This window comes from Rhizobium sp. 22-785-1, assembly GCF_053521965.1.
On sequence record NZ_JBNWDI010000001.1, the window covers coordinates 980,007 to 1,000,598 of the forward strand.

Annotated in this window: 24 protein-coding genes and 1 other RNA gene; 5 read left to right on the top strand and 20 right to left on the bottom strand. The window is 58.7% G+C overall.

What is annotated here, in order from left to right; all coding sequences use genetic code 11:
• Nucleotides 1-21: 21 nt before the first annotated feature.
• The 12 genes from tolQ to ruvC all read right to left on the bottom strand — a co-directional run bounded on the left by tolQ (nt 22) and on the right by ruvC (nt 7,289).
• On the bottom strand, nt 22-741 hold the full coding sequence (tolQ, locus tag ACQZ5M_RS04635) for a protein TolQ (protein WP_296020583.1): 720 nt from the start codon (nt 739-741) through the stop codon (nt 22-24).
• Between the two features lie 264 nt (nt 742-1,005).
• Nucleotides 1,006-1,446 (bottom strand): tol-pal system-associated acyl-CoA thioesterase, encoded by a 441-nt coding sequence (ybgC, locus tag ACQZ5M_RS04640; RefSeq protein WP_296083019.1) that lies wholly within the window; start codon nt 1,444-1,446, stop codon nt 1,006-1,008.
• Nucleotides 1,443-1,967, bottom strand: a complete 525-nt coding sequence (locus ACQZ5M_RS04645) for an NUDIX hydrolase (protein WP_296020587.1) — start codon at nt 1,965-1,967, stop codon at nt 1,443-1,445. The genes ybgC and ACQZ5M_RS04645 overlap by 4 nt, the downstream gene beginning before the upstream one ends.
• A complete protein-coding gene (locus ACQZ5M_RS04650) occupies nt 1,964-2,476 on the bottom strand; it encodes an NUDIX hydrolase (protein WP_296078583.1) in 513 nt (170 codons plus the stop codon). The genes ACQZ5M_RS04645 and ACQZ5M_RS04650 overlap by 4 nt, the downstream gene beginning before the upstream one ends.
• 15 nt (nt 2,477-2,491) lie before the next feature.
• On the bottom strand, nt 2,492-3,058 hold the full coding sequence (locus tag ACQZ5M_RS04655; RefSeq protein WP_296078584.1) for a DinB family protein: 567 nt from the start codon (nt 3,056-3,058) through the stop codon (nt 2,492-2,494).
• Nucleotides 3,059-3,144: 86 nt separating this feature from the next.
• Nucleotides 3,145-3,363 carry a hypervirulence associated TUDOR domain-containing protein gene (locus ACQZ5M_RS04660; RefSeq protein WP_296020594.1) on the bottom strand — a complete coding sequence of 73 codons (219 nt, stop codon included), beginning with the start codon at nt 3,361-3,363 and terminating at the stop codon, nt 3,145-3,147.
• A gap of 54 nt (nt 3,364-3,417) precedes the next feature.
• Nucleotides 3,418-4,311 (bottom strand): metallophosphoesterase, encoded by an 894-nt coding sequence (locus ACQZ5M_RS04665; protein WP_449079168.1) that lies wholly within the window; start codon nt 4,309-4,311, stop codon nt 3,418-3,420.
• A gap of 2 nt (nt 4,312-4,313) precedes the next feature.
• Nucleotides 4,314-5,354 carry a Holliday junction branch migration DNA helicase RuvB gene (ruvB, locus tag ACQZ5M_RS04670; protein WP_296078586.1) on the bottom strand — a complete coding sequence of 347 codons (1,041 nt, stop codon included), beginning with the start codon at nt 5,352-5,354 and terminating at the stop codon, nt 4,314-4,316.
• Nucleotides 5,351-5,755 carry a PIN domain-containing protein gene (locus ACQZ5M_RS04675; protein WP_296078587.1) on the bottom strand — a complete coding sequence of 135 codons (405 nt, stop codon included), beginning with the start codon at nt 5,753-5,755 and terminating at the stop codon, nt 5,351-5,353. The genes ruvB and ACQZ5M_RS04675 overlap by 4 nt, the downstream gene beginning before the upstream one ends.
• The gene (locus ACQZ5M_RS04680) at nt 5,752-6,033 is read right to left on the bottom strand and encodes an AbrB/MazE/SpoVT family DNA-binding domain-containing protein (RefSeq protein ID WP_296078588.1); all 282 of its coding nucleotides are present in this window, start codon (nt 6,031-6,033) and stop codon (nt 5,752-5,754) included. The genes ACQZ5M_RS04675 and ACQZ5M_RS04680 overlap by 4 nt, the downstream gene beginning before the upstream one ends.
• Nucleotides 6,034-6,108: 75 nt before the next feature.
• Nucleotides 6,109-6,726: a Holliday junction branch migration protein RuvA gene (gene ruvA, locus ACQZ5M_RS04685; RefSeq protein WP_111849624.1), complete on the bottom strand. Its 618-nt coding sequence runs from the start codon at nt 6,724-6,726 to the stop codon at nt 6,109-6,111.
• 50 nt (nt 6,727-6,776) lie between these two features.
• A complete protein-coding gene (ruvC, locus tag ACQZ5M_RS04690) occupies nt 6,777-7,289 on the bottom strand; it encodes a crossover junction endodeoxyribonuclease RuvC (RefSeq protein WP_296020606.1) in 513 nt (170 codons plus the stop codon).
• A 212-nt stretch (nt 7,290-7,501) separates the two neighbouring features.
• On the opposite strand from ruvC, the gene ACQZ5M_RS04695 reads away from it, so the two are divergent.
• Nucleotides 7,502-8,503 carry an LLM class flavin-dependent oxidoreductase gene (locus ACQZ5M_RS04695; RefSeq protein WP_449079169.1) on the top strand — a complete coding sequence of 334 codons (1,002 nt, stop codon included), beginning with the start codon at nt 7,502-7,504 and terminating at the stop codon, nt 8,501-8,503.
• A gap of 132 nt (nt 8,504-8,635) precedes the next feature.
• On the opposite strand, the gene ACQZ5M_RS04700 is transcribed toward ACQZ5M_RS04695, so the two are convergent.
• Nucleotides 8,636-9,382, bottom strand: coding sequence for a YebC/PmpR family DNA-binding transcriptional regulator (locus ACQZ5M_RS04700; RefSeq protein WP_296020613.1), 747 nt, complete (start codon nt 9,380-9,382; stop codon nt 8,636-8,638).
• A 204-nt stretch (nt 9,383-9,586) separates the two neighbouring features.
• Between ACQZ5M_RS04700 and ACQZ5M_RS04705 the strand changes: the two genes are divergently transcribed.
• The gene (locus ACQZ5M_RS04705; protein WP_296016580.1) at nt 9,587-10,090 is read left to right on the top strand and encodes a pyridoxamine 5'-phosphate oxidase family protein; all 504 of its coding nucleotides are present in this window, start codon (nt 9,587-9,589) and stop codon (nt 10,088-10,090) included.
• Between the two features lie 102 nt (nt 10,091-10,192).
• Here the strand turns inward: ACQZ5M_RS04705 and ACQZ5M_RS04710 are convergent, their stop codons facing one another.
• The 7 genes from ACQZ5M_RS04710 to ACQZ5M_RS04740 all read right to left on the bottom strand — a co-directional run bounded on the left by ACQZ5M_RS04710 (nt 10,193) and on the right by ACQZ5M_RS04740 (nt 15,011).
• Nucleotides 10,193-11,032, bottom strand: coding sequence for an MBL fold metallo-hydrolase (locus tag ACQZ5M_RS04710; protein ID WP_449079170.1), 840 nt, complete (start codon nt 11,030-11,032; stop codon nt 10,193-10,195).
• Between the two features lie 117 nt (nt 11,033-11,149).
• Nucleotides 11,150-11,974 carry a TIGR00282 family metallophosphoesterase gene (locus ACQZ5M_RS04715; protein WP_296016576.1) on the bottom strand — a complete coding sequence of 275 codons (825 nt, stop codon included), beginning with the start codon at nt 11,972-11,974 and terminating at the stop codon, nt 11,150-11,152.
• Nucleotides 11,971-12,567 (bottom strand): 5-formyltetrahydrofolate cyclo-ligase, encoded by a 597-nt coding sequence (locus ACQZ5M_RS04720; protein WP_449079171.1) that lies wholly within the window; start codon nt 12,565-12,567, stop codon nt 11,971-11,973. Before ACQZ5M_RS04720 ends, ACQZ5M_RS04715 begins: the two co-directional genes overlap by 4 nt.
• Complete coding sequence (locus tag ACQZ5M_RS04725) at nt 12,567-13,829, bottom strand: hemolysin family protein (protein ID WP_363315090.1); 1,263 nt, start codon at nt 13,827-13,829, stop codon at nt 12,567-12,569. Before ACQZ5M_RS04725 ends, ACQZ5M_RS04720 begins: the two co-directional genes overlap by 1 nt.
• Before the next feature lie 278 nt (nt 13,830-14,107).
• A non-coding RNA gene (gene ssrS / locus ACQZ5M_RS04730) (6S RNA) lies at nt 14,108-14,265 on the bottom strand.
• A gap of 82 nt (nt 14,266-14,347) precedes the next feature.
• Nucleotides 14,348-14,725 carry a cell division protein ZapA gene (locus ACQZ5M_RS04735; RefSeq protein WP_062427933.1) on the bottom strand — a complete coding sequence of 126 codons (378 nt, stop codon included), beginning with the start codon at nt 14,723-14,725 and terminating at the stop codon, nt 14,348-14,350.
• A 13-nt stretch (nt 14,726-14,738) separates the two neighbouring features.
• The gene (locus tag ACQZ5M_RS04740; protein ID WP_296016568.1) at nt 14,739-15,011 is read right to left on the bottom strand and encodes a DUF4164 domain-containing protein; all 273 of its coding nucleotides are present in this window, start codon (nt 15,009-15,011) and stop codon (nt 14,739-14,741) included.
• Nucleotides 15,012-15,376: 365 nt separating this feature from the next.
• On the opposite strand from ACQZ5M_RS04740, the gene tkt reads away from it, so the two are divergent.
• The 3 genes from tkt to ACQZ5M_RS04755 all read left to right on the top strand — a co-directional run bounded on the left by tkt (nt 15,377) and on the right by ACQZ5M_RS04755 (nt 20,521).
• A complete protein-coding gene (gene tkt, locus ACQZ5M_RS04745) occupies nt 15,377-17,359 on the top strand; it encodes a transketolase (RefSeq protein WP_296038409.1) in 1,983 nt (660 codons plus the stop codon).
• A 139-nt stretch (nt 17,360-17,498) separates the two neighbouring features.
• On the top strand, nt 17,499-18,509 hold the full coding sequence (gene gap / locus ACQZ5M_RS04750) for a type I glyceraldehyde-3-phosphate dehydrogenase (protein ID WP_296016563.1): 1,011 nt from the start codon (nt 17,499-17,501) through the stop codon (nt 18,507-18,509).
• A gap of 194 nt (nt 18,510-18,703) precedes the next feature.
• Nucleotides 18,704-20,521: a potassium/proton antiporter gene (locus tag ACQZ5M_RS04755; RefSeq protein ID WP_296096844.1), complete on the top strand. Its 1,818-nt coding sequence runs from the start codon at nt 18,704-18,706 to the stop codon at nt 20,519-20,521.
• Nucleotides 20,522-20,592: the final 71 nt, after the last annotated feature.

The following is a 20,592-nucleotide window of genomic DNA, read 5'->3' on the forward strand; positions in this document are numbered from 1 at the left end:
ACTGGCTTTCGGCGTTGCGTCTTACTGCGCGGCCTGACGCGTCTGCAGCTTCTCGTCGATCTGGCGAGACAGGATCGCGGAAAACTCGTCGGCAAAACCTTCCATCCGTGCGGAAAGCTTGTGCGCATCGCCCATGAACTTGTTGTAGGCCATGACGGCCGGAATAGCGGCCACGAGGCCGATCGCCGTTGCCAGAAGCGCTTCGGCAATACCGGGCGCGACGACCGCAAGGTTGGTAGATTTCGAACCGGCAATTGCCTGGAACGAGGTCATGATACCGACAACCGTGCCGAATAGGCCGATAAACGGACCCGCAGAACCGATCGTTGCCAGCGAGCCGAGACGCGCCTCGAACTGCTCAGCTTCGCGTGCCATCGTCACATCCATGGCCCTATCGATACGCATCTGTAGACCGATCGGCGAACGCGCGCCGCGCTCGAAGGACTTCTTCCATTCGCGCATGGCGGCCACGAAAATTGCCGCAAGACCGCCATTCTGGCGCTCGGCCAGCGTGCGATACAGCTCTTCAAGCGACTGGCCGGACCAGAACACCTGTTCGAACTGGTCGAACTGACGTCGTGCCTTGGTGAAGCTCATATATTTGTCGATGACGATGGCCCACGTCCAAACCGAGGCGGCCAGGAGGCCGATCATCACCAGCTTGACGATGAGTCCAGCCTGCATGAACAGCGCCCAAAGACTCACATCATGCGTTGCCGCTGCCAAACCTGCCTGTTCCATAAATATTCCAATCCCCGAATCCAAACGCCCGGTGCATGACCGGGCGATTCAAACACGCATCAATGCGTTAAGCGTCGCGGTTAAGATCCGCCAGCCCGTCGCCTTTGCCCCGATAACTGCCAGTACGCCTTACTCGCCGCTAAATTTGGTAAAAGGAAGGCGTATAACCCACAAATACCGGGCGTTTCAGTAAGACTACATTATGGTTAAGGGAGTGTTACGAAACATGGGGCCAAGAGCGGGTTTTCTGTCCCGCGCTCCGGTTTACTTCAAAAACTTCTCCGCAATGGTGTCCGGAAGGCGTCTTGGTCTTCCTTTGCCATTGATGACGGCGATGATCACTTTTGCCGCGATCAGCAGGGTCTCGCCACGGCGGATTTCCTGGTTCAGTATCATTTTCGCCCCACCCGCCTTTTCGGTGATGGTACTGATGGTCAGCACATCATCCATCCGTGCCGGGCTTTTGAAGTCTATCTCCATGCGATGAACCACGAAGACCAGGCCTTCCTCATCCGCCGTCAAAAGCGCACTCTGCTCGCAACCGAGGCAGCGCAGATAATCGGTGCGTCCGCGCTCGAGGAAATGCAGATAGCGGGCGTGATAGACGAGACCGGAGAAATCCGTGTCCTCGTAATAGACCCGCTGCACCAGCCGATGGCCGTGCTCGATCAATTCTCCTGATAGGGAAACGGTAATGTCAGTCATTCTTGAGTCCTGGGTTGATTGCCTTCACGCACGATCACATGCTGATGTCGCGTGGGCAGAGTCTCGATGCTGTCGGCAATGAAGACGGGTCGCAGATCGTTCTGCCTCAGGGCCTTGGCCGTTGCCGGCAACCAGCAGAATTCCACCTCGGCCTCGCCATCGGCGACGCGGTGAATGATATCGCTCTCACGAAATGGGAAGGATTCATCGAGACGGATCTGATAATAAAAGGCCATTTCATGCGCCTGATAATCGCCGTAGGCGAAGAAGTTCTCCGCCGACCAGACGAGGCGTTCGATACTCGCCTTCACGTGAAGCTCTTCTTCAATCTCGCGCAGGATCGTTTCTTCCGTGCTTTCGCCGATTTCGGCCCGCCCACCCGGTAGCGCCCAGTAACGGTCGGTCACACTGCGATTCACCAGAAGATAGCCTTGGTGGAAGATCAGCGCAGCCACGCGAAAACTGAAGAGCTGCGGCTTGTGGTCAAGCCGGATCATATGGCGCGGTTGGGAAGTGCTCATTTGTCGTCCAGATTGCCGTCGTCCCACACCACATGGCGGGTGGATGGGGGCAAGTTTTCGATCTCTCCGGCAATGAAATAGGGCGGGATGTCGAGTGCCGTCAACGCCTCTGTCGTAGCCTTCGCCCAGCGAAACTCCAGCGCATTCTTGCCGTCCTGGACGCGGTGGATGATCTTCTCCTCATCGAAGGGAAAGCTTTCAGGCAGGTCCATCAAATAATAGAAGCCAAGCTCGTGCCAGTCCCGACCCTCGTAATGGAAGAAGTTCTCCACCACCCAGAGAAGCCGCCCCACTGAAACCTCGGCACCCAGTTCTTCCACCATCTCGCGCGCCAGCGTCTCTCCCGATCGCTCGCCCATTTCCGCCCTTCCGCCCGGAAAGGTCCAGAATTTTTCGTGGGTGGCGCGGTGGACCAGCACATGGCCGTTGCGAAAGGCGATACCGGCAACGCGCATCTGAAAGAGGCGCTTCGGCTTGAATTTTATACGAATACGGGTGTCTTCAACCATCAGGCATCCAATAAATTAAACAGGAAACATCAAATCAGTTTCCCTCCATCCTAATGCCTGCAATTCGGTTTTGCGAACAGGAGCATCGTCTCCAACGAGAAATTCATCGAGCTGTGGGGGCTTAAGCCGAGTGCCGGACAGCATCCCATGAACCTGGCCGCGATGATGCGTCTGGTGCTGGAAGAGATGGGAGAGAATATCGTCGCAACGATCCTGCTGCACCCGCGCACCGCGATGAACGTGAACCGTTGCGGAGAGCATCTCTCCGTCCAGACCATCGACGAAGGATATCAAATCCATATCGAGGGCAGCTTGCACCTGCGCCAATGTCTCCATATCGGTGTAGGGCTCGCTGACGTCGAAGACCTTGGGACCCAACGAGCCGCCCTTCATCGCATCGAGATAGAACATGTCCACCAGATAGATGTGATTGAGGGTCTCACGGATCGTCGGAAAGAAGCTGGTGCGTGGAGCGACCAGTTCCTCTGCCGTCAGTTCCAGGCACGCTTGGTGCAGGCGAAGATTGGCAAGCCTGTTGTTGCGCGCCAGCTTTTTGAAAACTCGTGTCGGATCATACGTCATCTCGTCACTCCTCTCGCATATAAGTCATGAAGCCCGACGCGATCAGCGCATCAGCCTCCATTTGACGAGCGACGGCGATCTGCGACTCAACTTGCCTTATCAAGCTCCGAATGGCTCTTCAGTACTTTGCCGCCGTCGTCCTGCTCGATCAGATAGGCCGGCTCGTCCTTGCTGGCCTTGCGCTTGATCGTCGAGCCGTCGATCTTGCGCTCGACATCCTCGGTGAAGCTCTCGGCCACCTTGCCCTCACCCTTGCCATTGCCCCACTTCCAGCTGACCTTGGTGCCTTTGCGATACGTCGTCATGCAGCTTCTCCCATTGAAAGAACGGGAAAGGGCGGTGGTGGCGGTCTGGTTCCGTCAGCCGACGAGATCGATCACCACGATTTCCGGTGGTGACAGGAAGCGGATCGGCGCGCCCGAACAACCAAGACCGCCAGACACGACCAGATGACGACTGTTTTCCACCTTGTGACCATAGGCATAACGTTCTCCGTAAATGGAGGGAACGACGGGCCGCCAACCGAACAGATTGACCTGCCCGCCATGGGTATGGCCGGACAATGTCAGAGACACACGCTCCGGCACTGTCGGGAAAATATCCGGCTCATGCGCCATCATAATGATCGGCGCATTATCGGTAACCTGCGCCAGCGTCCCGGGAAGATCGTCAAGGCCCGCGACCTCGCCGCGTTCGCGATAGGCCCACTGATCCTCAAGTCCGGCAATCCAGAAGGGATGCTCCTCGGTTCCGGTGCGGATAGCGGTGTTGGAATGGACGGTTATGCCGACGGCCCGCAACGCCCGGTGCGAAACCGTTTCCTTCAGCCGAAGCCTCTGCGCCTCAGGGTCCTGCGCCCAGTCGTGATTGCCGCACACGGCGTGTACGCCATAGGTTGCCCGCAAGGCAGACAGCGCGTTGGCCCATTGCGCTGGCGGGACGATATCTGTGATGAAGCGCTGCATGCCGGTGACATAGTCCCCCAGCAGTAGGATGATATCGCCGCCAAGCGTATTGGCATGGTCGCAAATGCGAGAGATCCGCTCTGGCGACATCCATGGTTCGCAGGCATGCAGATCGGCGATCACGACAATACGCAGGCTTTGCCCCGTCGGCCAATTCGGCGGCGTGATGCGGTAGCGTGTGGTCGCAAGCCGCAACAGTGGCTCCACACCACCTGCGTAAGCTCCAAGCGAAAAGAAGCCAGCGCTGGCAGTCGCGGCCATTTTAAGAAGCGCACGGCGCGTGATCAAATTTACTCGTCCTCGAGAGAAAGGCGAAACTGCGCCGCTTCGAGATCCTTAGGCGGCTGCATACCGAGATGCTTCCACGCCGTCGCGGTCAAAATACGGCCACGCGGCGTTCTCTGAATAAATCCCTGCTGGATCATATAGGGCTCGATGATGTCCTCGATCGCATCGCGCGGCTCCGAAAGCCCAGCAGCAATCGTCTCGATGCCCACCGGCCCGCCGCCGAAATTCACCGCGATCATCGTCAGATAGCGCATGTCCAGCTGATCGAGACCCATATTATCCACCAGAAGCCGCGTCAGAGCCTGATCGGCAATCTCCCGTGTCACAGCCTCGGCGCGGGCCACTTCGGCAAAGTCGCGCACGCGGCGCAACAAGCGCCCGGCAATACGCGGCGTTCCACGCGCGCGCCGCGCAACTTCGCGCGCACCCTCATCCGTCATCGGCAGCCCCATCAACCGCGCACCGCGTCGCACGATCAGTTCAAGCTCATCCACCGTGTAAAAAGACAGGCGCACCGGAATGCCGAAACGGTCGCGAAGCGGGGTGGTCAAAAGACCAAGGCGTGTGGTGGCGGCAACGAGGGTAAACTTGGAAAGATCGATCTTCACCGAGCGCGCCGCCGGACCCTCTCCGATGATCAGGTCCAGCTGAAAGTCTTCCATGGCGGGATAGAGGATTTCCTCCACCGCCGGGCTCAGCCGATGGATTTCGTCGATGAACAGAACGTCACGCTCTTCAAGGTTCGTCAGCAGCGCGGCGAGATCGCCAGCTTTCGCGATGACAGGGCCGGAGGTGGACTTGAAGTTGACGCCAAGTTCCTTCGCCATGATCTGCGCCAGCGTCGTCTTGCCAAGACCGGGCGGGCCGACGAAGAGCACATGGTCCAGCGCCTCGCCACGGTTCTTCGCCGCTTCGATGAAGATCTTCAGATTGGCGCGCGCCTCCGCCTGGCCGGTAAAATCATCCAGCGTCTGCGGGCGCAGCGTCGTGTCGATATCCTCGCCGCGCTTCTCAGCAGAAATCAGCCGTGCAGCCTCACTCATGTCAAAAGTTCCATTCCGGGTATTTTCCGCGCTGCCTTGATGTCGAAGGTATAAATCGTTTTGCAGCCTTCGCCGAGCGACTGACACGCGATAAGCGCGTCCGTGAAGTCGGCATTATGGCGCTCAACCAGACGGACGGCTTTGACGACCTTATCGTGTCCTTCAACGACCAAACCCCTTGTGTGCAGCAACTTGCGAATGGCCAAGCTGATCTGTCGTCGATCGAAACCGTATTGTGACTTCAAAGCCCAACTGAGCTCGATCAGAGTGAGAAGCGTTACGAAGACAGTGTAGTCGCGGCCAATCCCTGCTCCGAAACGCAGTGCTGCTTCCCGTTGGTCTGGTTCATCATCAACGAAAAGACGAAGAACGACGTTCGTATCCACGCCATACACTATCATGCAGCGGCATCCGCCTGATCATCATCGGTATCGACGACGCTATGGCCTGCAGCCTTGCTGACGGTCTCGTCTATTTCTTCCAAGGTGGCACGGCCCTTGGGAGGCTTACCTAAAAGGCCAGCGAGATCATTGAAATCAATATTCTTTGGCGTCAGCACCACTTCGCCATCGATGATGGAGTAGACGACCTGATCACCGGGGCGAAGGTTGAGCGCTTCACGCATGTCTTTAGGCAACGTTACCTGCCCCTTTGACGAAACAACGACTTCCCATCCCATGATACGCACCCGTAAGAAAAAACATCATATGGCGGAAATATTATCATTCATCCGCCAAAAATACAAATATCAGATCTACCGTGAAAGCTCCTTCAAGCCCAGTCGGATCAGCTTGGCGCTGTCTCCACCCTCCCCGCCATTCTTCAAGGCGGCCGCCACGGCGTTGGCAGCCTGATCGCGCGAATAGCCGAGATTGGTCAAAGCCGAGACGGCATCGGCGACCGGCGCAGGCGCCGCCCCTTCGCCGATCTCCTGCTTGAGCCCGATGGCACCTGCCGCCTCTCCGGCAAAAGCAGGGGCCTTGTTGCGCAATTCGGTGACGATGCGGATCGCGACCTTCGGACCGACGCCCGGCGCGCGGGAGACAACAGCCTTGTCCTGCAGTGCGATGGCGTTTGCGAGTTCGGACGGCGAGAGGGTGGAGAGAACCGCAAGCGCCACCTTGGAGCCCACACCCTGCACGCTCTGCAGCAGGTTGAACCACTCGCGTTCCAGAGCACTCATGAAGCCGAACAGCTTCAACTGGTCCTCACGCACATAGGTCTCGATGAACAGCACGACCGCCTCGCCGGCAGAGCCAAGCCGCGACAGCGTGCGTGCCGAGCAATGCGCCACATAGCAGACGCCATGAACGTCAACGAGAACGTAGTCGTCGCCGATTTCTTCTATGGTGCCTTTGAGTTTGCCGATCATCGTCGCGTCCGTGATGTTTGAGAGAGAGCCAAAAGCCGAAAAGAGTCTGCCTAGCCGGCGGCGAGAATGCGGCGCATCCGGTCGCCACCGCGGTTATGTGCATGACAGATGGCGATCGCCAGCGCATCGGCGGCATCGTTGCCCTTGAACTCGGCCTTCGGCATCAGGATTTTCAGCATCATGTGGATCTGCTGCTTTTCCCCGTGGCCGACCCCGATCACCGCCTTCTTGACCGCATTCGGTGCATATTCGGAAACATGAAGACCTGCGCGCGCGGGAACGAGCATGGCGATGCCACGCGCCTGTCCGAGCTTCAGCGTCGCCACAGCATCCTTGTTGACAAAGGTCTGTTCAACAGCTGCTTCATCTGGCTGATAGGAATGCACGACCTCCGCCAGCCCGTCATGCAACTGGCAAAGGCGCGACGCGAGGTCCATCTCGGCATCGGACGTCACAGTGCCGGAGGCAACGAAACGCAGGCTGTTGCCAATCGTTTCGATGACGCCCCAGCCGGTACGCCTTAGGCCCGGATCAATGCCGATAATTCGAATCGCGTTTTGCATGTGTCAAACCCTATCCTGTGGGCTTGAAACCTGCCAGCCATAAGTGAACAAAACAAAAACATTCAAAGAGAAAAGCCGGACTGGAGCCACGCCCTACGCGTCATCAGCCCGTCAGTTTTTTTGAACCATGGATCAATTCGCTGCAACGACTATGGCAAATGCGACACCTCGCATTACATTTCCTTACAAAGAAATGCCGCAAGGAGCATGCCATGATTCCCTTTTCCATTCTCGATCTCTCGCCGATTGGCGACGGAGAGAACGCAAGCAAGGCGCTCGATAATTCCCGCCGCATGGCCATCAAGGCGGAAGAGAACGGTTACGAGCGTTTCTGGCTTGCCGAACATCACGGCATGCCAGGCATCGCCAGCGCCGCCACGTCCATTGTCATTGCCCATGTGGGTGCCGCGACCTCTCGGATCCGCGTCGGCTCGGGTGGCGTCATGCTGCCGAACCATTCGCCGCTGGTGATTGCCGAACAGTTCGGCACGCTTGCAGCATTGCTGCCGGGGCGTGTCGATCTCGGCCTCGGTCGCGCACCGGGAACGGATATGCGCACGGCCCGTGCGCTTCGCCGCAATCTCGACGCTGGAGCGGAAAACTTCCCGCATGACATCGTTGAGCTTCAACGCTATCTCGGCTCCCCCGAGCCGGACCAGGCAATCCTTGCCGTGCCGGGCGTCAATTCCAACGTGCCGATCTGGCTTCTGGGCTCAAGCATCTACAGCGCCCATCTCGCCGCAGCGCTGGGCCTGCCCTATTCCTTCGCCTCGCATTTCGCCCCGGACATGCTGATGGATGCGATTGCCATCTACCGCGAACGCTTCCAGCCATCCGCGACGTTATCGGAGCCTTACATGATGGTCGGCATCATGGGGGTCGGTGCCGATACGGACGAGGAGGCGCGACATCTCTTCACCTCCGCGCAACAGCAATTCGTCAATCTGCGCAAGAATGTCCGCACGCCCTTCCCGCGGCCGGTGGACAGCATCGACGGTTACTGGAACGATATGGAGCGGATCACGGTGGAACACACGCTGCGCTACGCCGCCGTCGGTTCTCACGCGACCATCGATCGCAAGCTTCAGCAGTTCCTGGGCGAGACCGGCGCAGACGAATTGATCGTCTCCATGCCGATCCACGACATCAACAAGCGGCTGCGGTCGGTTGAAGTTTTCGCCGAGGTGCGCGAAGGCGTGAAGAAGGCGGCTTGAGCCGACTGTGCGCTGACACGCCTCTACCACTGTCACCATTGAAAATGAAAAAGGCCGGAGCAAATCCGGCCTTTGTGCTTTTGATCTGTCGCTTTCGATTGCCGTCCTCACATCGGACGGAGCCAGAGAGTGTCAAGCGGACAGCTTCGCCATGACTTCTTCGGACACTTCGAAGTTCGAATAGACGTTCTGCACGTCGTCATCGTCTTCAAGGTTGTCGATAAGCTTCATCAACGACTGGGCCTTTTCCTCATCCACCGGAACGGTGTTCTGCGGACGCCAGACAGCCTTGACGCTGTCAGCTTCGCCAAGCGTCGCTTCGAGCGCCTTGGAAACTTCATTGATGTCTTCGAAGCCGCAGATGATCGTGTGGCCTTCTTCGCCGCTTTCGACATCTTCGGCACCGGCTTCGATTGCCGCTTCCATCACCTTGTCAGCATCGCCAACGGATGCCTTGTAGGTAATTTCGCCGACGCGGTCGAAGGAGAAGGACACCGAACCGGTTTCGCCAAGTGCGCCACCAGCTTTGGTGAAAATCGAGCGGATGTTGGAAGCCGTGCGGTTGCGATTGTCCGTCAGCGCTTCGACGATGACTGCCGTGCCACCAGGACCGTAGCCTTCATAGCGCACAGAATCGTAGTTTTCCGCATCCGCGCCCGAAGCCTTCTTGATGGCGCGGTCGATATTGTCCTTCGGCATTGACTGCGCCTTGGCGTTCTGCACAGCCAGGCGAAGAGCAGCGTTCATGGTCGGGTCCGGAAGACCGGACTTGGCTGCAACGGTGATTTCACGGGCAAGCTTGGAGAACATCTTCGAACGGATCGAATCCTGTTTCCCCTTGCGATGCATGATGTTCTTGAACTGTGAATGGCCAGCCATGGCACCCCTGATCGGATCGTTTGTTTGGATTGGGGGCCTTATAAGGGCGATATGGCGGCTGTTCAAGCCCGTAAGCCCTTCTTCTCGCCTCTCAATAGCAGCACGACAAGGAACAGAAATCCTCGCCCGCCGTTCTGATGACAGGTGGCGCGGTCACGACAGGATCGTAGCCGACACGAACAGGAACCGGAAGGAGATCAGTGAATGGTAAGCCTGACTGAAGCACGCGAACAACCCGCCCGTCAGCTTTGGGACGAGATCAATTCCGTCCATGCGGGCATGCTGGGCCTGGAAGGTCTCCACAGCCACATGCAGCCCATGGCGCCGCATGCGGACCCGAAGACCAACACCATCTGGTTCTTCTCCAAGCGGGATACCGATCTCGTCCAGTCGCTGAAGTCCGGTTCGCGCGCGCATTTTTGCGTTATCGGCAAGGATCACGACTACCACGCCTGCCTGTCGGGCAAGCTGGAAGTCCGTGACGATAAGACCAAGCTAGAGGAATACTGGAACTCCGTTACCGCCGCCTGGTACGAACACGGCAAGAGCGACCCGCAACTGGTGATGCTGGCGCTGCATGTCGATGACGCCGACATCTGGGCCTCCACCGACAGCACGCTGAAATTCGGCTGGGAAATCGCGAAAGCCAATATGTCGGACGAAAAAATGCCGGATGTCGGCGTTCGACAGCACCTGACCTTCGCCTGACCCGATCGTCGACTGACGACCGCAAGCGCCGTGCATCTTTGGGATGCGCGGCGCTTTTGCATAGGCGTGGCCGTCGCACCGATCGGTTGTGGCTGACGTTTGCTACATGCCTTGCGGCACGAGTATATGCGGCTGGCGGGGAAGGTTTCGCATCGATACCCGGATTATCGGGTCACTGGCATAGGCGATCTTGAACTGAGGTCCGAAGGCCACGAGAAACCGCTCCAGAGCGCTCGGCTGGTGCATCGGCAAAATGAGCGCGGAGCGCAACCGCTTGACGATGCGGCTCATGCTGTCCGCCCCCATCGTCAGCCCGCCGTCGACCGGCACCATCAGCACATCCAGCCGGCCGATTTCCGCATATTGCGTTTCCGTCAGCTCGTAATGCAGATGCCCGAGGTGGCCGATGCAGAGCCCGGCCACTTCAAAGATGAAGATCGAATTGCCGTCCTTGGTCAGCAGACCATCGCCACCCCAGCGGTTGCGAATATCCGAGGTCACATTGCGGATATAGACATCGCCCACTTCCAGCTTGTGAACGGCCTTTTCACCCGGCACATCGCTCCAGCCATGCAGCACATGCTTGATCTCAGGCTCCGGTGCGAGCGTGTAATGGGTGGTGTGCGCATTGTTCATGGTCGCTACCGTCGGCATGACCGGCGGGCGGTAGACGCCGTTATAGTCGGTGGCCATCACCACGCCTTCGGGTGACTCGATCGTATAGGTGGAATGGCCGATATACTGGATCTTCACCTCTTCCCGGTCGCTGAACTCAGCCTTCTTGATATCGGATGGCTCGAAGCTGGCGAAAGTGACCTTGGGAAGCGCCTGCGCAATCGCCTGGCACTGGCTGACGGGAGGGCGATCGGGAGGTTCCTGCGCGGCAACCGAGGCGGCGCTGAACAATATGGCGATCAATGCAGGCATGGATATGCGACGCATGGCACCACTCCCCTGAAAGGCGAATGCAGGGAAGGATGCGGCAAGGATGGGGGTTCGTCTAGCTGTTAGCGGTAGGTTGCGCTCACATTGTTGTCATTGCGGGGTGGACGCAAACACTCAAGCCCAAAACGCCGGAACAGTCTCCGCCAGCCTTGGCCCAATTCGCAAGGGCGCGATCTTCTCCGCCAAGCCGGTGCTATCGGAAATCTCCACCCCAACGCCGCACAGCGTCGCAGGACCGCTTGCCGCCTCGAAACGGCCCTTCGGCATTTTCGAGATAAACCGGTTGATCGGCTCTTCCTTCTCCATGCCGAGCGAGGAATCGTAATCGCCGCACATGCCGGCGTCCGACATATAGGCGGTTCCGCCGTTCAGGATTTGAGCATCCGCCGTCGGCACATGGGTGTGCGTGCCAACCACGAAGCTGGCGCGGCCATCGACGAAATGGCCGAAACATTGTTTTTCGCTCGTGGCCTCGGCGTGAAAATCGAAGATGATCGCATCCGCCTGTTCCTTCAGCGGGCAGGCTGCGAGAATGCTTTCGGCGGAGCTGAAGGGATCGTCCAACTCAGGATGCATGAAGACGCGGCCCATGATATTGGCGACCAGCACGCGCGCTCCATTGCGGGCATAGAACAGGCCGGAACCCTTGCCGGGGGTACCCTTCGGGTAATTGGCTGGCCTCAGGAACTGGTCGTGCCGCTCACAGAAGGAAACGGCCTCTTTCTGGTCCCAGACATGGTTGCCGGTGGTCACCACATCAGCCCCGGCATTGATGGTTTCCAGATAAATGTCTTCGGTAATGCCGAAACCGCCAGCGGCATTCTCGCCATTGACGATGACGAAATCCAGTTTCAGGTCGGAGATCAGTCCCGGCAGTTTCTCCCAGACGGTCGTGCGTCCAGTCTTGCCCACCATATCCCCGAGAAAAAGTAGTCTCATGCCCCTGCCCTGCCAGTGAAATGCCGCATGCCGCTTTCGGTCAAAATCGCGTCCAGCGCAACGTCATGCGCTTCTGCCGGCACTGATGGCACTTCCTGGCAGTCGAATGCAATGCCTATCAGCAAGGGTTCCAGGCCTTTTGCATGTAGGCGCGCAATCGCGCGGTCGTAATGCCCGGCCCCATAGCCGATACGCTGGCCGCGACCATCGAAGACCGAGAGCGGCACGAGCAGGATATCCGGGTCCAGGACCGACGCATTCTCATCCGGCCCCTTGGTGCCAAAGCCGGTCTTTACCAGTTCTGCATCTCGAAAGAATTCACGAAAGACGATGGTCTCGCGGTCAAGCATCACCGGCAGGCAAAGTGTAGCGCGCTTGTCGCGCAAAGCTTCCATCAACGGCCGGGTGTCTGCTTCGGAACGGATGGGCATGAAGCCTGAGATCACAGTCCCGGCAGAAAACGACAATGCCGCCACAGCCTTTTCAGCCATGGCGGCGCTTTTTTCACTCCGCTCTTCAACAGAAAGAGCGTCCCGCAGGGCGAGACGCTCAAGACGCAATTGCGCTTTTGTAAGCGAAGCAGCGTTGCTCATTACGCGGCCCGGCTGACAAGGACCTTGTCGATACGGTGACCATCAAGATCGATGACCTCGAAGCGCCAGCCGTTGCGCGTGATGTGCTCGCCAAGTTCCGGTAAGCGGCGGAATTCGTCCAGCACCAAACCGGCAACGGTTTCGAACTCGGCATCCTCATCGATCTGAAAGCCCATGCGATCGGCAAATTCGTCCGCCGCCATCCAGCCGGCCACGAGGAAGCTGCCGTCTTCACGCTGCACCATCGCAGGCTCTTCATCGTCCTCCTCCTGGAAGGCGCCGGTGATGGCCTCCAGAATGTCGCCGGAGCTGATGATGCCTTCGAAATGACCATACTCGTCGTAAACAAGAACCATATGCACCGTGGAACGGCGCAGCGACTGGATCACATCGACAGCGCTTGTGAGGTCGGACACGACCGGAACTTCGCGCAGCAACTCGCGGATGTTGAGCTCCTTGCCGGAAGCCAGCGCATCGAAAGCATCCTTGGCGAAAAGCACGCCGAGAATTTCGTCGGAAGCGCCATTGCGCACCGGAAGGCGCGACCGCTGCGTGCCGCGAAGCTGCTCGCGTATCTCCTCCGCCGTGTCCTCGATATCGACGACTTCCACATCGCGACGCGGGGTCATCAGGCCTCTGGCGTTACGGTCGGCTAGACGCATAACGCCGGTGATCATCGCCGACTCCTCGGTCTCGATCACGCCGGCGCTGTGCGCTTCCGCCAGAACCGTGCGGATTTCGTCATCGGTAACAGAAGCGTTTGATTCACCGCTGTGCCCGAGAATAGCCAGCACGATCTTGCCCGACTTATCGAGAAGCCAGACGACCGGCGCACCAATCTTGGACAGGAACACCATGGCGGGAGCGACGCGGGCGGCGACCTTTTCAGCGTCGCGTAGCGCGATCTGCTTTGGCACCAGCTCGCCGACGATCAGCGACAGATAGGTAATGGCAACGACCACGACGCCGACGCCAAGCGCATCGGCGGCACGGTCCGGCACGCCCTGCTCGATGAGCCAGGCTGTGAAGCGAGTACCGAGTGTAGCGCCAGAGAAGGCACCGGAAAGAATGCCGACCAGCGTAATGCCGATCTGCACGGTGGACAAAAACCGTCCGGGATTTTCAGAAAGATTGAGCGCCATTGTGGCGCCCTTGCTGCCTTGAGCGGCCAGCACTTTAAGTCTCGCCGGTCTGGAAGAGACGACAGCAAGTTCGGACATGGCGAGCACCCCGTTCAGTACGGTGAGCAGGACCACGATCATAATTTCAGTAAACAAGTTTAGCTCTTTGGGCTGTTGAACGGCACGTCGCGGTTGCAACCGCATTCGCCTTTAGGACAGGCTGAACGGACATACCAATCCGAATAATAAAGAATTGTTCCATCAATGCAATGACAACATCGTGCCACTGCAAAGCTTTCATCATGAAACCAATAAAATAATCATGGGCGTCGCCCTTCACGCAAAAGGGCGCGATTTAAAACCGATGGTTTGTTGCAACGCCGTCAAACGGGCGAAGCCGCATAGGCTAAAATGATAAAGTGCGTCCGCGACGACCGATGGATGTTTACGATCCTGGGTGCCTACAAACGTAGGTGGGCACCGTGTGTCCAGCCCCACGAGGCTGGCCAGGGACAGCTCCCTTTGGATCGAGTATGGCCCCAGGGATTGTGGTTCCTGTCGAGAAGCGCAGAACGCACGCTCTATATATGATGGATCGTTACGTTTCGAAAGAGGCTACCGAAGACAATCTTGATCGCAGCCGATACGCAGCAACAGGTTTAATTCACCGAAGGCTTCGGTCTCTCCACCAGCTTTTCGGTGATGCCGTTCAGCCGCATGGCAAGATCGGAAATGGCAAGCACGATCTGCTCATCCGCCTTCGCCTTGCTCTCGGCCATGCCGTCGCGGTTCTGCTGCAGGGAGGCCACCTGGTTTTCCAGGGCTTCGATCTTGCGCGACAGTTCTGACATTTCGTCGGTGATCATGATGCCTGCCATGACGGTCAGTCTCAGATCGCCGATTTCGCCGAACTGGCTTTTGAGATGGCCGACATAGCGGTCGAAACGCGCGGCGAGATCGGTCAGATGGTCTTCCTGCCCGGCTTCGCATGCCATGCGGTAGGCTTTTCCGTCGATCATCACGGTGACTTGAGCCATGGGCCGTCTCCTCTTATCTGTCCAGCACGGCGCGGATGGTTTCCATGGCAGTGACCAGACGGCGCGAAACCTCGCGGTTCACCTCTTCCAGCCGGTTGGCGCGAAACTGCGACTGGTCAAGCTCTTGCGCAAGGCGGGCGCGATCAACATGGACGCGCTTGACTTCACTCTCCACCTCTGCGCTTTCGCGCTGGCGCTCGAGACGCACATCCAGGGCGTTTTCAAGGCTGGTGATTGCGGAGCTGAGCTCCGACAGCGCAACATGTATGGTCTTTTCCGCCGTCATCGTTTCTTCCAAACCGCATAAGCGGCAAGCCCGAATCGTTGCCGCCCGATGTCACTCAAGGCCAGCACACGATATTACCCGTTTTGAGCCCGCGTCAATCAAACCAATACATTCAAGCACTTTGCGCTGTGGATGAATGCGGCTTGGCAACGATCTCGTGACGCCACCCTGCCTGATTATGGCCACAGCTTGAGAGGAAGATCGGCCGAACGCACATGAGGCGGATGCGAAACGATTTTTGTTGCCGATCGAACCGCAACAAAGGCTGGATTTGTTGACAGAGCCGCCCCACCTGATATGGATCAACCCGCTTTTTGGATAGTCAGACCGACTATCTCCTTTCACCCGGAACAGACGGAAAAGCCATGATTTCTCGCGACAAACACGACCGGATGGCCAATGCAATCCGATTTCTTGCCATGGATGCTGTGGAGAAGGCCAATTCCGGCCACCCCGGCCTGCCGATGGGTGCAGCGGATGTCGCCACGGTTCTCTTTACTCGTTACCTGAAATTCGATCCCAAGGCGCCACACTGGCCAGACCGCGACCGCTTCGTGCTGTCTGCCGGTCACGGCTCCATGCTGCTCTACTCGTGCCTGTATCTGACGGGCTACGAGGACATGACGATCGATGAGATCAAGCGCTTCCGCCAGCTCGGCTCCAAGACCGCCGGCCACCCGGAATATGGTCACGCCACCGGCATCGAAACGACCACCGGCCCTCTCGGCCAGGGTATTGCCAATGCTGTGGGCATGGCGATTGCCGAGCGTAAGCTCGAAGAAGAATTCGGCTCCGATCTGCAGAGCCATTATACCTATGTGCTGTGCGGCGACGGCTGCCTGATGGAAGGCATCAGCCATGAGGCGATCGCGCTTGCCGGCCATCTGCGTCTGAACAAGCTGGTGCTCTTCTGGGACAACAACAACATCACCATTGACGGTGAAGTCGGCCTGTCCGACTCCACCAACCAGATCGAACGCTTCAAGGCAGTTCACTGGCATACGATCGAAATCGACGGCCACGATCCGGAAGCGATTGCCGCGGCCATCGAAGAAGCCCATAAGTCCGACCGTCCGACCTTCATCGCTGCCAAGACCACCATCGGCTTTGGCGCGCCGAACAAGGCTGGTACCCACAAGGTTCACGGTTCGCCGCTCGGCGCGGAAGAGATTGCCGCAACCCGTAAGCACCTGAACTGGGAATCGGAAGCCTTCGTCATTCCGCAAGACGTGCTGGACGCATGGCGTCTGTCCGGTCTGCGCTCGACCAAGACGCGTCAGGAGTGGGAAGCGCGCCTGGAAGCGGCTGACGCTGAGAAGAAGGCCGAGTTCAAGCGCCGTTTTGCTGGCGACCTGCCCGGCAACTTCGATAGCGCCATCGATGCCTTCAAGAAAAAGGTTGCCGCAAACAACCCGACGGTCGCCACCCGCAAGGCATCCGAAGACACGCTCGAAGTCATCAACGGCGTTGTGCCGGAAACGCTGGGCGGCTCCGCCGACCTGACGCCGTCCAACAACACCAAGACCAGCCAGATGGTGTCGATCACGCCGACGGACTTCTCCGGACGTTACATGCATTACGGCATCCGCGAACACGGAATGGCCGCTGCCATGAATGGTATCGCGCTGCATGGCGGTCTGATCCCTTATTCCGGCGGCTTCATGATCTTCTCGGACTATTGCCGTCCGTCGATCCGCCTTGCCGCTCTGATGGGCATCCGCGTGGTTCACGTTCTGACCCATGACTCGATCGGCGTTGGCGAAGATGGCCCGACCCACCAGCCGGTGGAACAGGTCGCAGCGCTGCGCGCCATTCCGAACCTTCTGGTATTCCGCCCTGCGGACGAGACAGAAACCGCAGAAGCCTGGCAGCTTGCCTTGCATGAGAAGCATCGCCCCTCCGCACTGGCGCTGACCCGTCAGAACCTGACGCCAGCCCGCAAGGACTATGAAGAGAAGAATCTCGTGGCTTACGGCGCCTACGAACTGGTTTCGGCAAGCGATGCCAAGGTTGCGATCTTTGCCTCCGGTTCGGAAGTCGAGCTGGCTCTGAAGGCCGCTGCCACGCTGAAGGACAAGGGTATTTCCACTCGCGTCGTTTCCGTTCCCTGCTTCGAACTTTTCAAGGAGCAGCCGGAGACCTATCGCCAGGCCATCATCGGCAACGCGCCAGTCAAGATCGCCGTCGAAGCAGCAGTTCGCCAGGGCTGGGATTACTTCATCGGCAATGACGGCGCTTTCGTCGGCATGCAGTCGTTCGGTGCCTCCGCGCCGGCCAAGGACCTGTTCCAGCATTTCGGCATCACTGCGGAAGCGGTTGTCGCCGCAGCCGAAGAGAAGCTCGGCTAATCCCTCTGGCCGGAGGACGAGGCGTGCTGCGCGCCTGACCTTCGGCCCGACTGCCGCCAGCGGTGGGAAGTCCCAAGTTTTGCCATCGCCTCCACATGCCATTCCATCCAGACGTAAATTATTGATCGGGAGACTGTAAATGACTGTAAAAGTAGCCATTAACGGCTTCGGCCGTATCGGCCGTAACGTCCTTCGCGCCATCGTTGAGTCCGGCCGCACCGATATCGAAGTCGTTGCCATCAACGACCTCGGCCCAGTCGAGACCAACGCGCATCTCTTGCGTTACGACTCCATCCACGGCAAGTTCCCGGCGGATGTGAAGGTCGAAGGCGACTCGATCATCGTTGGTGGCGGCAAGCCGATCAAGGTGACCGCCGTTCGCGATCCAGCAACCCTGCCGCATGGCGAACTCGGCGTCGATATCGCGCTGGAATGCACCGGCATCTTCACCGCCCGCGACAAGGCTGCTGCCCACCTGACCGCTGGCGCAAAGCGCGTCATCGTTTCGGCGCCTGCTGACGGTGCCGATCTGACGGTCGTTTTCGGCGTCAACCACGACCAGCTGACGAAGGATCACCTCGTCATCTCTAACGCATCCTGCACCACCAACTGCCTGGTACCGGTCGTCAAGGTTCTCGATGACCTCGTTGGCATCGACCATGGCTTCATGACCACGATCCACTCCTACACGGGCGACCAGCCGACACTGGACACCATGCACAAGGATCTGTACCGCGCCCGCGCCGCAGCCCTTTCCATGATCCCGACCTCGACCGGTGCTGCCAAGGCCGTCGGCCTCGTCATGCCGCATCTCAAGGGCAAGCTGGACGGCACGTCCATCCGCGTTCCGACCCCGAACGTTTCGGTCGTCGACTTCAAGTTCGTCGCCAAGAGAGAAACCTCCGTCGCTGAAATCAACGACGCCATCAAGGCTGCGTCGAACGGCGCACTGAAGGGCGTTCTCGGCTACACCGACGAGCCACTGGTCAGCCGTGATTTCAACCACGACAGCCACTCCTCGATCTTCGCTACCGACCAGACCAAGGTCATGGAAGGCAACTTCGTGCGCGTTCTGTCCTGGTACGACAACGAGTGGGGCTTCTCCAACCGCATGTCCGACACGGCAGTGGCTTTCGCCAAGACCATCTAAGCTGGCATCAAGCCAACGGATCACAGAACCGGCGGGAGCAATCCTGCCGGTTTTTTCATGGGCACGAAGCCAGCGCTCGTGCTTCGCCTTGCTCTGGTCCATTTTGGCACTGAACAATCGCTGACAAGATTCGGCATCGGCAGATGTGGCACTGCGCGCCGGATCCACGCGTGCGGGTGTAAGAGGTTAGGGCATTGGAATCATTTTATCTCTTGCTGCTGGTTGCCACCGTCCTCGTTCTTGCGGCCGCTTTCTCCAGCCTGATTGCTTATCGCTTCGGCGCGCCACTGCTGTTGCTCTTCCTGATGATCGGCCTTGTCGCAGGAAAGGATGGCATCGGCATAGAGTTCACCAACAGCGCGGTGGCCTATATGCTGGGCTCTCTGGTGCTGGCAGTCATTCTCTTCGATTCCGGGTTCAGTACGCCTTTACAGACATTCCGGCTCTCATCACGACCGGCCGTGACACTCGCGACGCTTGGCGTGGTGCTGACCGCCGTGTTCTTTGCCGGTGCAGCCGCCCTGCTCCTCGGCCTTTCCTGGCTCGAAGGCCTGCTGCTTGGCTCCATCGTGGCATCCACAGATGCCGCAGCCGTTTTCTTCCTGCTGCGCATCGGCGGCATTCATATCCGCGATCAGGTGCGCTCGACGCTTGAGGTTGAATCCGGCACCAACGACCCCATGGCGATCTTTCTCACCATCGCTTTGGTAGAGGTGGTGAGCCGTGGCAAGGGGCTCGCCGGCTTCGACAGCGGTTTCATCCTGATGTTCTTCAAGGAAATGGGCCTTGGCCTGATCTTTGGCATTCTTGGCGGCCTGATGATCGTCAACGTCGTCAACCGCTTCACCATGGATCGCGGGCTCGCACCCATCCTTGTCCTGGCGCTGGCGCTTCTCGTCTTCTCCTTTACCGGCGCGCTGCATGGAAGTGGCTTTCTCGCCGTTTATGTCGCGGGCATCGTTGCGGGCAACCGCAAGATTTTCGCCAAGGGCGCGATCCGTCGCTTCCATGAGGGGATGACATGGCTGGCGCAGATCATCATGTTCCTGATGCTCGGTCTGCTGGCCACACCCTCGCAGTTTCCGGCCATCATCCTGCCCGCCGTCCTGCTCGCCCTCTTCCTCATCTTTATCGCCAGACCCCTTGCAGTGTGGCTGAGCCTGATGCCGTTCAACTACACCCAGCAGGAAACAAGCTTCGTCGCCTGGGTCGGTCTTCGTGGTGCGGTTTCCATTCTGCTGGCGCTGCTGCCGACGCTCGGCGGGCTGAACAATGCCGAGATCTACTTCAACGCCGCCTTCATCATCGTGCTCGTCTCACTTCTGCTACAGGGGTGGACCATCAAGCCCGTCGCAACCCGCCTTGGCCTCGTCGTGCCGCCCCGCATGGGCGAGGTGGACAAGCTGGAAGTGGATCTACCGGGCACGGCCACCCACGAGCTTATCTCCTACCGCGTGGCCAAGGGCAGCGCCATTCTGCAGGGCGAGCGCATTCCCCGCTGGGCGATGCCGTCTCTGGTGGTGCGCGATGGCAAGTCCATCCGTTATCAATATGCAGGAAGGCTCCGGGAAAACGATCTGGTCTATATTTTCGTCATGCCAAGCTATGCACGGCTCCTGGACCGGCTCTTTGCCAGCGCGAAGCCAGTGACCAAAGACGACGAGGATCTTTTCGGCACCTTCTCCATTGCGCCGCAACGTCCGGCCAAAGAGCTGGACGCCTCCTATGGACCCGGCCTGATTACCGCGCAGGAACAGTCCCTCACCGTGGGCGAGCTCATCGAAGCCCGCCTTGGCGGAAAGGCCGAATATGCCGACCGTATCCGCCTTGGCTCGCTGATCCTGATCGTTCGGGATCTTGATGAAACACACGCCATTTCCAGTATCGGCATCTCGCTCGAGCCAGTCGCGCCCGCCACCACACTGCCGATCTTCATCAGCCTCAAAGACATCATCCACCGCGCCCGCGAACACCGTAGGGAAAAGCGCAAAGCCCGCCTGAACACGAAGTGAAAGCGCGTCATTGCATCGTGACGAAAACGCCTTGCACAGCCGGTCAGGCATAGTATGGTCGCGCCCGAAAT

Excerpts from the sequence above, each read along its gene's own strand:
- ACQZ5M_RS04660 (WP_296020594.1), bottom strand. The coding sequence starts at position 3,363 with ATGACGACGTATCGCAAAGGCACCAAGGTCAGCTGGAAGTGGGGCAAT.
- tkt (WP_296038409.1), top strand. The coding sequence starts at position 15,377 with ATGATTTCTCGCGACAAACACGACCGGATGGCCAATGCAATCCGATTT.
- ybgC (WP_296083019.1), bottom strand. The coding sequence starts at position 1,446 with ATGACTGACATTACCGTTTCCCTATCAGGAGAATTGATCGAGCACGGC.
- ACQZ5M_RS04645 (WP_296020587.1), bottom strand. The coding sequence starts at position 1,967 with ATGAGCACTTCCCAACCGCGCCATATGATCCGGCTTGACCACAAGCCG.
- ACQZ5M_RS04710 (WP_449079170.1), bottom strand. The coding sequence starts at position 11,032 with ATGCGTCGCATATCCATGCCTGCATTGATCGCCATATTGTTCAGCGCC.
- ACQZ5M_RS04655 (WP_296078584.1), bottom strand. The coding sequence starts at position 3,058 with ATGACGTATGATCCGACACGAGTTTTCAAAAAGCTGGCGCGCAACAAC.
- ACQZ5M_RS04740 (WP_296016568.1), bottom strand. The coding sequence starts at position 15,011 with ATGACGGCGGAAAAGACCATACATGTTGCGCTGTCGGAGCTCAGCTCC.
- ACQZ5M_RS04700 (WP_296020613.1), bottom strand. The coding sequence starts at position 9,382 with ATGGCTGGCCATTCACAGTTCAAGAACATCATGCATCGCAAGGGGAAA.
- ruvB (WP_296078586.1), bottom strand. The coding sequence starts at position 5,354 with ATGAGTGAGGCTGCACGGCTGATTTCTGCTGAGAAGCGCGGCGAGGAT.
- gap (WP_296016563.1), top strand. The coding sequence starts at position 17,499 with ATGACTGTAAAAGTAGCCATTAACGGCTTCGGCCGTATCGGCCGTAAC.
- ACQZ5M_RS04715 (WP_296016576.1), bottom strand. The coding sequence starts at position 11,974 with ATGAGACTACTTTTTCTCGGGGATATGGTGGGCAAGACTGGACGCACG.
- tolQ (WP_296020583.1), bottom strand. The coding sequence starts at position 741 with ATGGAACAGGCAGGTTTGGCAGCGGCAACGCATGATGTGAGTCTTTGG.
- ACQZ5M_RS04680 (WP_296078588.1), bottom strand. The coding sequence starts at position 6,033 with ATGGGATGGGAAGTCGTTGTTTCGTCAAAGGGGCAGGTAACGTTGCCT.
- ACQZ5M_RS04725 (WP_363315090.1), bottom strand. The coding sequence starts at position 13,829 with ATGATCGTGGTCCTGCTCACCGTACTGAACGGGGTGCTCGCCATGTCC.
- ruvC (WP_296020606.1), bottom strand. The coding sequence starts at position 7,289 with ATGCAAAACGCGATTCGAATTATCGGCATTGATCCGGGCCTAAGGCGT.
- ACQZ5M_RS04705 (WP_296016580.1), top strand. The coding sequence starts at position 9,587 with ATGGTAAGCCTGACTGAAGCACGCGAACAACCCGCCCGTCAGCTTTGG.
- ruvA (WP_111849624.1), bottom strand. The coding sequence starts at position 6,726 with ATGATCGGCAAACTCAAAGGCACCATAGAAGAAATCGGCGACGACTAC.
- ACQZ5M_RS04675 (WP_296078587.1), bottom strand. The coding sequence starts at position 5,755 with ATGATAGTGTATGGCGTGGATACGAACGTCGTTCTTCGTCTTTTCGTT.
- ACQZ5M_RS04720 (WP_449079171.1), bottom strand. The coding sequence starts at position 12,567 with ATGAGCAACGCTGCTTCGCTTACAAAAGCGCAATTGCGTCTTGAGCGT.
- ACQZ5M_RS04650 (WP_296078583.1), bottom strand. The coding sequence starts at position 2,476 with ATGGTTGAAGACACCCGTATTCGTATAAAATTCAAGCCGAAGCGCCTC.
- ACQZ5M_RS04735 (WP_062427933.1), bottom strand. The coding sequence starts at position 14,725 with ATGGCTCAAGTCACCGTGATGATCGACGGAAAAGCCTACCGCATGGCA.
- ACQZ5M_RS04695 (WP_449079169.1), top strand. The coding sequence starts at position 7,502 with ATGATTCCCTTTTCCATTCTCGATCTCTCGCCGATTGGCGACGGAGAG.